Here is a 13,176-nt window from a genome sequence, read left to right as displayed (position 1 = left end):
TTACCAGGTTCCTTCCTTTCATGTCAGAAAAATTAGGAAAGCGGCTTGAATCAAAAAAGCGTCCGCTCATAGAGCAGACGCCTTTTTTGATTAAGACATTAAGTCCACTAGGACCGCCTTTTGGGCATGCAGACGATTTCCGGCTTGGTGGAAAACGACTGAATTAGGTCCATCGATGACTTCAGCCGTAACCTCTTCCTCCCGATGTGCAGGCAGGCAATGCATGAATAAATAATCTTCTTTAGCAAGTTTTACTAGCTCACCATTGATTTGATAATCTTTAAAAGCTTCTAAGCGGATACCATTCTCGATTTCCTGCCCCATGGAGGTCCAAACATCGGAATAGACGATATCCGCATCTTTTATGGCTTCCGAAGCTGAGGTTGTCACCAAAATTTCACTGCCAGTCTCTTCTGCCACTTTTTTAGCATAGGCGACGACCTTTTCATCAGGTTTGTAGGCGTCAGGACATCCAATGGAAAAATCCATTCCCATTTTTGCACAGCCTACCATCAATGAATTGGCAACATTATTGCCATCACCGATATAACTCATCTTCAAGCCTTTTAGCTGCCCTTTTATCTCGATGATCGTCAAGAAGTCAGCAAGCACCTGACAAGGATGGGCAAGATCTGTTAACCCATTGATGACTGGGATAGAAGCATTTTCTGACAATTCCAGGATTTTTTCATGCTCGAAGGTACGAATCATGATGCCATCAATATATTCAGAAAGGACTTTTGCAGTATCGGAAATAGTTTCACCACGTCCAATTTGCAAGTCATTGCCACTTAGGAACAAAGCGTGTCCGCCAAGCTGCATCATGCCCACTTCAAAAGAAACACGGGTACGGGTAGACGATTTTTCAAAGATCATCCCCAGCGTTTTCCCTTTTAAAGGCGTATATTCTTCACCAGCTTGCAATTTGCCTTTAATGGTCTGCGCCAGTTTTAACAAATCTGCAATTGCCGTTGGTGTAGACTCCTTCATGGTCAAAAAATCTTTTCCATTTAAAATCTTCGCTTGTGTCGGTGCCGTCATTGAACTCATACGTGTGACACTCCTTTCGAATATGGTACAAGCCATTCCTGAAGCGAATTCACCCCTGGATCAGCATTTTCTACCGATTGTAGATAGGCCTTGAACGTCTCTTCTTCCGTAAATGCAAGCAGTCGGTATTTCGCTGCAAGTAACCTTAGCTTCTTATCTTCCTCCGTTGTTCCATATGCCAAAACGACCGCTGCATTTCCTTCATTTAACCATTTATCAAAATCCGAATTCCCCAATATCAAACCTGCTTCTTTGATTTGAGCTAACAAATCTTCACTTAATTGGACAGATTCTGATTGATAAACACCAGTAGTATGTTTAGCTTTTTGAGCATGGAATACTTTTGTCAACGCTTCATTTACCGTTTCCCCGATAGCTATTCCTTCACCTGTTGATTTCATTTCCGGACCTACCTTCGAATCAAGTCCGCTTAGTGCAAATGTAGAGAATACTGGATATTTGACGACTGCATATGGAATTTCATCCATTAAGCCCGTTTTTTCGAACGCATTCGACAATGAATATTTCCCAAGCAATATTTTTGTCGCTATTTGCACCAAGGATACATCGGTCACTTTACTGATGATTGGGATTGTCCGGCTTGCACGAGGATTCACTTCCAATACATATACACTATTTCCCTCAATCACGAATTGGATGTTCATAAGTCCTTTATAACCAAGTTCACTAACTAGTTTTTTAGCATAAAGGGTCATTTTATCTTTGATATCATCCGTTAAGGATTGAGCTGGCAATAATGCCATGCTATCCCCTGAATGGACGCCTGCTTTCTCTATATGTTCGGCAATGATGGGAATGTATACATCATTTCCATCCGCAATCAAATCGATTTCGGTTTCCTTCCCTGGAATATAGGAATCGATCAACACTGGATAGACAAGTGCCGTTCCATTTGCCATTCTATTCAACAAGCTTTCCTTGGAGCGGATGATTTCCATTCCCTGGCCGCCAATTACATAGGATGGGCGTAAGAGCACCGGAAAGCCGATTGCCTCTGCACTTGCAATTAATTGTTGTTCACCATTAGCCATTGAACCCGGTACATGCGGGATATCCAGTTTTTGAAGAAGCTGATAAAAACGATCACGATCTTCTAATTGATCAAGTGTATCGAAGGAAGTCCCCAACAAATTGACACCGTATTCTTCCAGGCCTTTTGCCAGGTTTATCGCAGTCTGCCCACCAAATTGGACGATAACATCTTTAATATCTTCCGCTTCTATTACATTAAGAACATATTCAAGAGTCAACGGTTCGAAATAAAGGCGATCCGCCGTCGCAAAATCCGTGCTTACCGTTTCCGGATTATTATTGATCATGATCGTTTCAACATTTTCAGCCTGGAGTGCATAAACACCGTGAACCGAACAGTAATCAAATTCTATTCCCTGTCCTATGCGGATCGGACCGCTGCCAATCATCAAGACTTTCTTTTTATCAGTTTTTTTCTGTTCGTTCTCACCAAAATATGTTGAATAGTGATAGTTCGTATGTGATTCGAACTCGGCTGCACATGTATCAACCGTTTTGTAGACAGCCGTAAGACCCAGTGATTTGCGGTGTGCTCTCACTTCCATCTCACTTACTTTCCATACGGAAGCAAGATAGCGGTCGGAAAAGCCCTTTTCCTTGTATGTCTGCAGTTCTTCCTTTGTTACCTGATCGATTGCCTTAGATTCAATCCCCAATTCGTACTGGATCAATGACGCAAAGGATTTAAGGAAGAAATAATCTATGGCTGTCGCTTCATGGATTTCTTTAATCGTCACGCCTTTTCTAAGCATTTCAAAAATGACAAATATTCGTTCATCAGATTTTTCGGCAAGCTTTCCCCAAAGTTCAGGAACCGTTTTATTTTTCAGCGATAATAGCTGCAGCCCAATCGTTTTCAATTCCAAAGAATCGACGGCCTTTTGGACTCCCCCTTCAAAGCTGCGGTGTAAAGCCATCACTTCACCAGTCGCCTTCATCTGTGTTCCCAATTTTCGGTTGGCGGTCGTGAATTTATCGAATGGCCACCTCGGGAACTTCACCGCTACGTAGTCAAGAGCAGGTTCGAAGCTTGAATATGTGCTTTTCGTTACTGGATTTATGAGCTCCGATAAATCGTAGCCGACAGCGAGCTTTGCGGCTATGCGTGCTATTGGATAACCTGTCGCTTTGGAAGCCAGTGCCGATGAACGGCTGACGCGCGGGTTTACTTCTATTAAATAATATTGCTTGCTATTCGGATCAAGGGCAAATTGAATGTTACATCCGCCTATGATACCTAAAGCAGAAATGATTTTAATGGATGCGGCACGCAGCATCTGAAACTCATCGTCCGATAAAGTCTGTGATGGTGCCACGACGATCGAATCACCTGTATGGATCCCCACCGGATCGATATTTTCCATATTACAGATGGTGATGCACGTATTGTTGCCATCTCGCATAACCTCATATTCGACTTCCTTATAACCAGCTATGCTTCTTTCAATCAAGCATTGTGTAATCGGGCTTTCTTGAAGTCCTCCCCGTACAAGTTCCTTAAAGGTGTCCAGTGAATCGGCAATACCACCGCCAGTTCCGCCGAGTGTATAAGCGGGACGAACGATGATGGGGAAACCGATTTTGTCGGCAAAAGCCAGCGCTTCTTCAAGGGTATGGACAATCGTACTGTCGGGAACGGGTTCACCTATTTCAAACATCAACTCACGGAACAGTTCACGATCCTCCCCTTTTTTGATGGAGTCGATCGGAGTTCCCAATAATTTGACATTATATTTTTCAAGTACTCCAGCATCATCCAATTGATAAGCAAGATTCAATCCTGTTTGACCGCCTAATGTAGCGAGCAGGCCATCCGGCTTTTCTTTGGAAATGATCTTTTCCAGTACATCAACTGTTAAAGGTTCGAAATAGACAGCATCCGCATTCATATCATCAGTCATGATCGTTGCTGGATTGTTGTTGACCAGTATGACTTTATATCCTTCTTCTTTTAAAGCAAGGCAGGCCTGTGTACCTGCATAATCGAATTCGGCGGCCTGCCCAATGACAATCGGCCCCGAACCAATCACTAAAATGGTCTGTATCGTATCGTCCTTAGGCATAAGCTTTTTCTCTCCCGCTATAATCATTTATCATTTGTAAAAAGTCGTTGAATAGTAATGAACTCTCGACAGGTCCTGGATTTGCCTCTGGGTGGTACTGGGTAGTGAAGATTGGCAAGTCTTCATGCATGAGCCCCTCAACCGTGTTATCATTCACGTTTCTGAATCTCACTTGCAGTGATGTTCCTTGCAAGCTCGGTTCATCAACCTCATAACTATGATTCTGCGAACTCATATACACCTTTTTCGTTTTCAAATCGACCACGGGCTGATTCGCACCGCGATGTCCAAACAGCATTTTTTTAGTATTTCCGCCTAAGGCAAGGGCCGTTAATTGATGACCGAGGCAGATGCCCATCGTTGGAAAATTCGTAATGATCTTTTTAATGTTTCCTAAGAGGTATTCAAGCTGTTTTGGATCCCCAGGCCCATTTGAAAGCAAAATACCATCTGGCTTCAAGTCCTTGATTTGCTCGAATTCCGTATCGAATGGTACGACAGAGACTCGGCAGCCTTGCTCGACCAATGAATCCAATATGGATTTTTTATAGCCGAAATCCATCATCACAACGTGCTTGTCGCCTTCCCCAAAGCTCTCGACAACCTTTGTGGATACCTCAGCTACATGGGCTGATAAACCATTCAGGCCGGGTACGACAGTGTATTTTTCTTCTGCTGTGATGACTGCCTGCATGGAACCTTCCTGTCTTATATTCTTAACGACCGCTCTTGTGTCAACATGGCTTAAAAGAGGGATGTTCCACTTGTCTAAATATTCACCAAGTGAATATTCAGCCTGATAATGGGAATGGCTCATATTTCCTTCATATACAATCACACCGGCAACATGCGGCTTCTTGCTTTCAAAATCATGTTCATTGATTCCGTAATTTCCGATTAGCGGGTATGTGAAGATGACAATCTGGTCCTTATATGAAGGATCTGTCAACACTTCTTGATATCCGGTCATTCCTGTGAAAAAGACAATCTCTCCAGTGATTGTTTTTTCAGTCGATTTAGTCAGCAGTTCCCCTTCAAAGACGGAACCATTCTCTAAATATAGATAGCTTTTCATGATCTTCACCTCTTTAGATGATGTATATTTATATATACAATAGCATAATTATTCATTTTGTTCTATAAAAATTCAATAAATTTAGACAGTTTGTTTTATTGCCAATACTTTTTTAATTTTATTTATCGCCCTATCGATCTCCGCTTCGGTAACTGTCAGGGATGGGAGTAAACGAAGTACTTTAGGACCTGCACTCAATACAAGTAAGCCCTCTTCTTGCAGTTCCATTAAAAACACCTGAACATCTTGTTTACACTCAATTCCGACCATCATTCCCAGACCGCGAATCTCTTTCACTTCTTCCATGCCCTTCAATGCTTTTGCCAACTCGCTTTTAAGATATTCAGCCTTTTTAACGGTTTCTTTTAAAAACCCTGAATGGAAAATTTCCTTTAACACGGCTTCGGCTGCCGAGACACTGACGGGATTACCTCCAAAAGTGGATCCATGACTTCCAGGGTTAAAGAACTCAGCCAGCGCTTCCTTCCCAATCATCGCCCCGATTGGCAGGCCATTTCCCAGTCCTTTTGCAGAAGTGATGATGTCCGGTTGAATATTGAAATGCTGGAATGCGAATGGTTTCCCTGTACGCCCTATCCCAGTCTGAATTTCATCTATGATAATGAGAACATCGTGTTCTTGGCATTTAGTTTGAATCGCGTCCAGATATGATTGCTGTACAACATGGATGCCGCCTTCTCCTTGAACGATTTCAATCATTACAGCTGCCGTATTTTCATCGATGGCTGCTGTCATGGCATCATTATCATTAAATGGAACATATTCGAACGAAGCTAGCATCGGTCCGAAACCAGTCTTGATTTTTTCCTGCCCGGTTGCAGCCATCGTTGCAAACGTACGGCCATGGAAAGACTGCTGACATGTGACAATTTTGCTTTTCCCGGTAGCTTTACGTGCTAGTTTGATAGCTGCCTCATTCGCCTCGGCGCCACTGTTGGCAAAGAACACCTGACTTAAACCAGAGGCATCAGCCAGCATTTTTGCTGTCCGTTCCTGTATGGAACTTTGAAACATATTCGATACATGCCAATATTTATCAAGCTGTTCCGTGACGGCCATTTTTACCTTCTCATGACAATGTCCAAGATTCAGTACCCCGATTCCGGATGTGAAATCCAAATACTCTTTACCTGTTACACTCGTAATCTTCAATCCTGACGCTTTTCTCGGCTCAATGTTCCATCTCGCATATGTTGGAAATAAAGAACTCATTGTAATACCCCTTCCTCCTGAAGAAATTTCGTACCGATGAATTGACCGCCTTGATAAAAATGATCTTTCCCACTAACGATCATCACTTCTTCAATCCCTTTATTCAGCACCGACAACGCTGTATTGACCTTCGGGATCATTCCCCCATGGATACTTCCATCCATGATCATATTCTTCGTTTCCGTTTCATTCAATTTCTCAATGATCTGCCCGTTCTTCAAGACCCCTTTAACATCGGTCACAAATAAACACATATCGGCCGATAGTGCCTTCGCTACAGATCCTGCAGCCATATCGGCATTCACATTTAATTTAGTGCCTTCTTCGGTAGTTGATATGGGCGTCAATACCGGACAATAACCTTTTTCGAATAAAAGGCCGAATAATTCCGTATTGACTTGTTGTATTTCACCAACAGCTCCAAGTTTCTGTTCATCGATATAATCACCTGTGAGAATTCCGCCATCAGAGCCATTTAAACCGACTGCCTTGATGCCATGAGCTTCCAATTTATGAACGAGGCTGCGGTTTGATTTGCCTGCCAGCATAAGTTCCACAATTTCCAACACTTCAGTGGTCGTTTTCCTTAACCCATCTTCAAATACAGGTTCAATTTCAAATTTTTCAAGCATTGAATTTATATCAGGGCCGCCTCCATGCACAAAGACGATATGGTAGCCGCGGTTTTGTAACTCTTTAACACTATTGAAAAACGACTCCGATAACTCGTTAATGATGCTGCCGCCGCACTTAATGACTAATATGTCCATACTTTTCACCTCTTACGAACGATAGCTTCCGTTTATTTTCACATAATCATAGGTTAAATCGCAGCCCCATGCCGTGCCTGATTCATTACCATCTTTCAAATAAACATGAATGATGATACTTTCATTTTCCAAGTATGCTTTGGCATCTTCCTCAGAAAACATGATTGGCTCACCATCTTTAAGTACGACAATGTCACCAAAAACGATCGTTGTTTGATCCGGATTGAATACCACTCCGCTTCTTCCCATCGCAGCAATGATTCGTCCCCAGTTTGCATCCGCTCCAAAAGCTGCCGTTTTCACTAGATTTGACCCAACGATCGTCTTCGCCATCATCTGTGAATCTTGCTTCGTATTCATGCCATGAACATTCACTTCTATCAGTTTTGTGGCACCTTCTCCGTCTTTCGCAATTTGTTTGGCGAGATTTTCCGAAGTTTGCTTTAATAATTCCAGGAAGATGAACCATTCCGGATGGTCAGGCGTCAAAGGCTCATTGTTCGCTTCTCCATTCGCGAGTACCAACACCATGTCGTTCGTTGAACAGTCGCCGTCAACCGTGATTTGATTGAATGTATCATTTGTAATCGAGGATAGTGCTTGCTGTAAATCAGCCGGTTCAATTACAGCATCCGTCGTAATGAAGCCGAGCATTGTGGCCATGTTTGGATGAATCATTCCCGATCCCTTTGCAGCACCGCCCATTTTCACGGTTTTACCGTCAATGATTGTTTCATAACCACAGCTCTTCGTTACGATATCCGTTGTTAAAATGGCTGTACCAAAAGCTTCAGCAGCTTCAGGTGTATTTTCTGGCTGCAATGACTCTATGCCCTTCCTTACCTTTTCCATTTCCATGAATTCCCCTATGACTCCCGTTGAAGCCACTGCAAATGAATGGTCCTCCAAACCGAACTTTTGAGCAGCAAGCTTCCTCATTTCCTTTGCATCTTTTAAACCCTGTTCACCTGTACAAGCATTCGCACAAGCACTATTCACTACAATGCCGTGTAGTTTCCCAGTAACGGCAATGCTGTCTTTCGTTACATTGATTGGAGCTGCTTGAACTATATTTTGTGTATAAACGGCCGCGGCTGATGCTGGGACATCGGTAAAAATGATGCCAACGTCCTTTTTAGAATAGCGTAATCCTGCATGGACACCTGACGCTTTGAACCCTTGGGGCATTAAAATGTTTCCATCTTGAATATGTTTGATTTCTTCAACTTGCTGTAGTGTATTCATTGTTTCCCTCCAAAGTTTACGGATATAGCGGACTGTTCCATAGTCCTGCCGTTTCTTCTAGTCCCATTAATATATTTGCATTTTGAATGGCCTGCCCTGCAGCACCCTTCACTAAATTATCAATTACTGAAACCACCGTTACCTTACCTGTCCTTTCATCATAATCGACGCCAATGTCGCAAAAGTTCGATCCATATACCTGTTTCGTGGATGGAAAGCGATCAAGGGGCTGTACCCGGACAAATGGGTGGTTCTCGTATACGGTTTCGTATAAATCCTTTAATTCAACATTTGAGGTTTTCCGATTTACCTTAATATACATCGTTGCCATAATCCCTCTCGTCATTGGAACAAGATGTGTATTAAAGGTAATAGGCTGTAAACCTGATGACCATCTCCCAAGCTGTTGTTCGATTTCCGGTATGTGTTGATGTTGATTTACCTTATATATCTTAAAGTTCTCATTCATTTCACTATAATGGGTAACTGCCGAAAGTGATTTACCCGCCCCTGAAACCCCGGATTTTGCATCGATGATCACATCGGCAGCCGCTCCCGCCAATCCTTCAGTGAATAAAGGGGCAAGACCTAATAGTGAAGCGGTTGGATAGCACCCAGGATTTGCAATAATCGTCGTTGTTTTTATTGCTTCGGCATTCCATTCAGCCAATCCGTATACGGCCTCTTCAATAATATGCTGAGGCGCAGCCGGCTTTTTATACCAGTGCTCGTATTCACCTGGAGTTTGAAGCCTGAGGTCTCCTGATAGGTCGATCACTTTAATGTCAAGGTCAGAAAATTCCGAAATCAATTGCGAGGAAACACCGGAAGGAGTTGCAAGAAATACAATATCGGATTTTTTTGCAATCGCTTCCGGATCAATTTTTTCTAATGTATCTTTCATATGCATTAAATGTGCATTATCTTCATATAAACTTCGACCAAATTGGGATGAAGTATGCAATGATTTTATTTTAAATTGCGGATGATTATTCAAAAATCTTATTAGTTCCATACCTCCATAACCCGTTGCACCTACTATTGATACGTTCATAAAACCATCTCCTATAATTTTCAGGTCCCTGCCATTCTTTGATTCTATTATTATATGACTGAATAAAAATAAAATCAAATGTATTTTTATAAAATTTAAAACATAAATTTTACATGAAAAATTATCCACCAAAAATCCTAGAATTATCCAAACTTGTTGACTACTAGGGTTTTTTCCGTTTAAATCAAAGGTAGTAATCGAGTAATGACGCTATCTGAAAGGTGGTCATATGCATGAATGAATTATCGTTATCTAATCGGATGCATGCAATTTTACATAATAAACAACAAGTTAAACATATGGAAAAAGGACGCTACCTTTTTCAGGAGAGCACCCCAGCAAGTGATTTGTATTACATTATTAAAGGGAAAGTGGAAGTGAGCAAGGTTGTTCCCGACGGTCGGGAATTAACTATACGCATTAGTTCAGAGAATGATTTGGTTGGGGAAACCGTCTTGTTTTCTCAAAATCCTAAATATATGATGAATGCAAAAATGATGGAAGATGGAACTGTTGCAGTTATTTCCAAAGAAGCATTAGAAGAAAAAATCGCCTCAGATAGCCATCTTGCAGTCGAGATGATGACATGGTTATCCGCTCAAAACCGTAAAAATCAGGCTAAATTCCGCGATATGCTCCTGCACGGTAAGAAAGGTGCATTTTACTCCACCCTCATCCGTTTATCAAATAGCTATGGCACTGAAGCAGAAGACGGTAAAGTTATCAATCTTCCATTTACAAACCAAGAACTCGCCAATTTTTGCGGCACATCCCGCGAGGTGGTCAATCGAATGCTTGCTCAATTAAGGAAAAACAATGTCATCTCCATTAAAAAGGGACGCATTACGATTCTTGACTTTGATTATTTGAAACAGGAAATCGACTGTGAAAACTGTCCAATAGAAATCTGTACCATCGATTGAATCCCTCCCATAAAAAGCAGCAATACATAATGCCTTACTAATCTTAAAATGATTGGAGTTTATTTCAGGCTAAATCCACCCCTAGGACCATTGAATTATTTTCATTACCTTGTGTCCTATATAAAAATGCATAAAAAAAGTATAAAAATCGAATTCGTCCATGACTGACATCAGTTCCTGACAAACAAAAAAGGGATGGCATAGCTGCCATCCCTTAATTTTCACTCATTCGGACGGATTACCCGCCAATGAATGACATTTCGATTTTTTCCTGCTTCTTCACCGTTCCCGCTGCCCGCTCATCCGAATAGCGGTCGTCCCTACGGTTCCAAAGTGATATGATGAACCCGGTCAATTCTTCATCTGTCATGTCGGAACGGAGCAATGACTTCAAGTCATGTCCCTTTCCATTAAACAGGCATGTATATAAACTTCCATTAGCAGAAAGACGTGCACGTGTACAACTTGAACAAAAAGACTCGGATACCGAGGTTATGAAGCCCACTTCTGCATTAGTGCCCTTATAACGGAAGCGTTTTGCCACCTCTCCAAAATAATCTTCTTCAACCGGTTCAAGATCGAATTCGGTTTGGAGCATCGCAAGCAGTTCTTTTTTCGTAATGACATTCTTCAACTGCCAGCCATTTGTATGTCCGACATCCATGAATTCTATATAGCGTAATTGAATGCCCTCATCTTTACAAAATCGGGCCATCGGCAGGATTTGGGATTCATTGGTTTCTTTTTTCACAACCATATTCACTTTAACGCCAAGCCCTGCTTCCTTGGCAGCAGCGATGCCTTCAATAACGGGCTTTATGCCGATATCCCTGCCGTTCATCTTCTTGAAAAGTTCGTCATCGAGGCTGTCCAAGCTGATATTCACCCTCTGCAAACCGGCTTCCCTCAAATTCATGGCATGCTTTTTCAAGAAGACACCATTCGTGGTCAATCCAATATCTTCAATACCTTCAATTTTAACGAGATTTGAAATCAGAGTGGTAAGATCTCTCCGTAGTAATGGTTCCCCGCCAGTTAACCTTAGTTTTTTTACCCCTAAGCCTGCGAATATTTTAGAAAGCCTTACAATTTCCTCATAAGATAATAGCTCACTTTTAGGCAGGAACTGAAAATTCTCATGAAAAATTTCAGCAGGCATGCAATACTGGCAGCGAAAGTTACAGCGATCTATGACTGAAATCCTTAAATCCCTTAGTGGCCTGTCCAATGAATCTTTAATTTGACTGTTCAATTAACCACTCCTAGCCGAAAGTATTAGAAAAAACCAGACCATAAAAAGTGACTCCTTGAATGGATTCACTTTTTTTGACTGGCTTTTCATTTCTATTACAGAGTTATTATTTGATACCTAATGCAATTTTAGCATATCTGGACATTTTGTCTTTCGTCCATGGCGGACTCCAGACAATCTTCACATCCGTTTCCTTGACCTCGGGGATATCTTCCAGAACCAATTTAACTTGATCGACGATCGTCCCAGCCATCGGACAGCCCATTGCTGTCAATGTCATCGTCACCGTAGTCAGACCTTCCTCATCCATATCCACATCATATACCAAGCCTAAATTAACGATATCTATACCAAGCTCAGGGTCAATGACCTGCTCCAAAGCTCCAAAAATAATGTCTTTTGTATCTTGATCCACTTCGATCACTCCTTTTATGGATAATCTCTTCGTTTTAGATTATCGGTTTCATCATTATGTCCGTATAAGCATCATAACAGATTTTGTGTAAGTACTTAAGCATTTTGCACAGCTGACAGTAAATGTTTCGCGAACCAGTCTGCTGTCTTAAGCACTCCTTCTCTACTGACCTTATGTCCAGCCTTAGGGTCAAGGATAAAATCAATTTTTTCATCTGCCTCATCATACCCTGCTTTGACCCCTTCATAAAAACGGTATGCATGTTGATAAGGAACAACCGGATCTTTGGCACCATGCCAAAAAAGAAGCGGACGGTTGGAAAGCTTATCCTGATTAAGACTCAAATCAAATGGCTTGAGCTGTTCAATCACCTTGGCAACTTCCTCATCAGTAGCTGGGAAATTAACTTCCCTTTTCTTAATCTCCACCATTTGGAGCTCTGCATACGCGACATATGATGGGTTACCCATTAAACTGACTCCGGCGGAAATCCATTCATAAGCAGCCAGGGCCCCATTAGTCACTATTCCCCCCATGGAGGTACCTGCTACGCCAATTCTGTCGGGATCAATTAATTTTCGGGATAATAGATCATCCTTCAGCAAAGGTAAATCCTGGATTGTCTGTAAAACCATTTCCCAAAAACGGGGAATCATTTGAGAATCACTTAAACCGGCTTCCCTTTCCCCATGATGAATCACATCAGGTAGAAGCACACGAAACCCCTTTTCAGCCAATAAATAAGCATAGTGTAGATTGTGTTCTTTTGCACTTTGAAAACCATGTATAAAAATAATAAGCGGCAATTCCTGTTTGAAAGTGGTTTCTTCACCTAGGTGCAATACAGGAATATGTCCAATTAGTTCTTTTTCAATTATTATCAAGTTAACCCCTCCGAATAATTTGTTCCGGTCTTTCCAATACCATTTCCAATACCATTATCAAAATGGCATGGAATCCATCATTTCATTCCTTTAAACCTGAGCTTCGCTTTAATTATCATAATCCTGGATATAGTAATATCATACAGGAATGCATAAAGA

Annotated in this window: 11 protein-coding genes; 1 reads left to right on the top strand and 10 read right to left on the bottom strand. The window is 41.7% G+C overall.

The features are described from left to right. Positions 1–90: 90 nt before the first annotated feature. The 7 genes from argF to argC form a co-directional block, all read right to left on the bottom strand. Positions 91–1,050, bottom strand: a complete 960-nt coding sequence (gene argF, locus OSJ91_RS07080; protein WP_048686903.1) for an ornithine carbamoyltransferase — start codon at positions 1,048–1,050, stop codon at positions 91–93. Beyond that, the gene (carB, locus tag OSJ91_RS07075) at positions 1,047–4,166 is read right to left on the bottom strand and encodes a carbamoyl-phosphate synthase (glutamine-hydrolyzing) large subunit (RefSeq protein ID WP_485891287.1); all 3,120 of its coding nucleotides are present in this window, start codon (positions 4,164–4,166) and stop codon (positions 1,047–1,049) included. Before carB ends, argF begins: the two co-directional genes overlap by 4 nt. Continuing rightward, entirely contained in the window at positions 4,159–5,241 is a 1,083-nt protein-coding gene (locus OSJ91_RS07070; RefSeq protein WP_413016243.1) for a carbamoyl phosphate synthase small subunit, read from the bottom strand. The genes carB and OSJ91_RS07070 overlap by 8 nt, the downstream gene beginning before the upstream one ends. A gap of 81 nt (positions 5,242–5,322) precedes the next feature. Beyond that, a complete protein-coding gene (argD, locus tag OSJ91_RS07065) occupies positions 5,323–6,474 on the bottom strand; it encodes an acetylornithine transaminase (RefSeq protein ID WP_350301726.1) in 1,152 nt (383 codons plus the stop codon). Next, complete coding sequence (gene argB, locus OSJ91_RS07060; RefSeq protein WP_350301725.1) at positions 6,471–7,244, bottom strand: acetylglutamate kinase; 774 nt, start codon at positions 7,242–7,244, stop codon at positions 6,471–6,473. The genes argD and argB overlap by 4 nt, the downstream gene beginning before the upstream one ends. A 12-nt stretch (positions 7,245–7,256) precedes the next feature. Then, positions 7,257–8,489, bottom strand: a complete 1,233-nt coding sequence (gene argJ / locus OSJ91_RS07055; protein ID WP_485891286.1) for a bifunctional ornithine acetyltransferase/N-acetylglutamate synthase — start codon at positions 8,487–8,489, stop codon at positions 7,257–7,259. 16 nt (positions 8,490–8,505) lie between these two features. After that, positions 8,506–9,543 (bottom strand): N-acetyl-gamma-glutamyl-phosphate reductase, encoded by a 1,038-nt coding sequence (gene argC / locus OSJ91_RS07050; protein ID WP_485891285.1) that lies wholly within the window; start codon positions 9,541–9,543, stop codon positions 8,506–8,508. A 233-nt stretch (positions 9,544–9,776) separates the two neighbouring features. On the opposite strand from argC, the gene OSJ91_RS07045 reads away from it, so the two are divergent. Next, entirely contained in the window at positions 9,777–10,466 is a 690-nt protein-coding gene (locus tag OSJ91_RS07045; protein WP_350301722.1) for a Crp/Fnr family transcriptional regulator, read from the top strand. 238 nt (positions 10,467–10,704) lie between these two features. Here the strand turns inward: OSJ91_RS07045 and moaA are convergent, their stop codons facing one another. The 3 genes from moaA to OSJ91_RS07030 all read right to left on the bottom strand — a co-directional run bounded on the left by moaA (position 10,705) and on the right by OSJ91_RS07030 (position 13,017). After that, positions 10,705–11,718 (bottom strand): GTP 3',8-cyclase MoaA, encoded by a 1,014-nt coding sequence (gene moaA, locus OSJ91_RS07040; protein ID WP_350301721.1) that lies wholly within the window; start codon positions 11,716–11,718, stop codon positions 10,705–10,707. Between the two features lie 106 nt (positions 11,719–11,824). Next, positions 11,825–12,133: a metal-sulfur cluster assembly factor gene (locus tag OSJ91_RS07035; RefSeq protein WP_133348747.1), complete on the bottom strand. Its 309-nt coding sequence runs from the start codon at positions 12,131–12,133 to the stop codon at positions 11,825–11,827. Positions 12,134–12,228: 95 nt separating this feature from the next. Then, positions 12,229–13,017, bottom strand: coding sequence for a prolyl oligopeptidase family serine peptidase (locus OSJ91_RS07030; RefSeq protein WP_485891284.1), 789 nt, complete (start codon positions 13,015–13,017; stop codon positions 12,229–12,231). Positions 13,018–13,176: the final 159 nt, after the last annotated feature.

Source organism: Bacillus sp. T-10(2022) (assembly GCF_056502895.1).
Note: the sequence above shows the minus strand (reverse complement) of the source record. Positions and strands in the feature narration are given on the sequence as shown.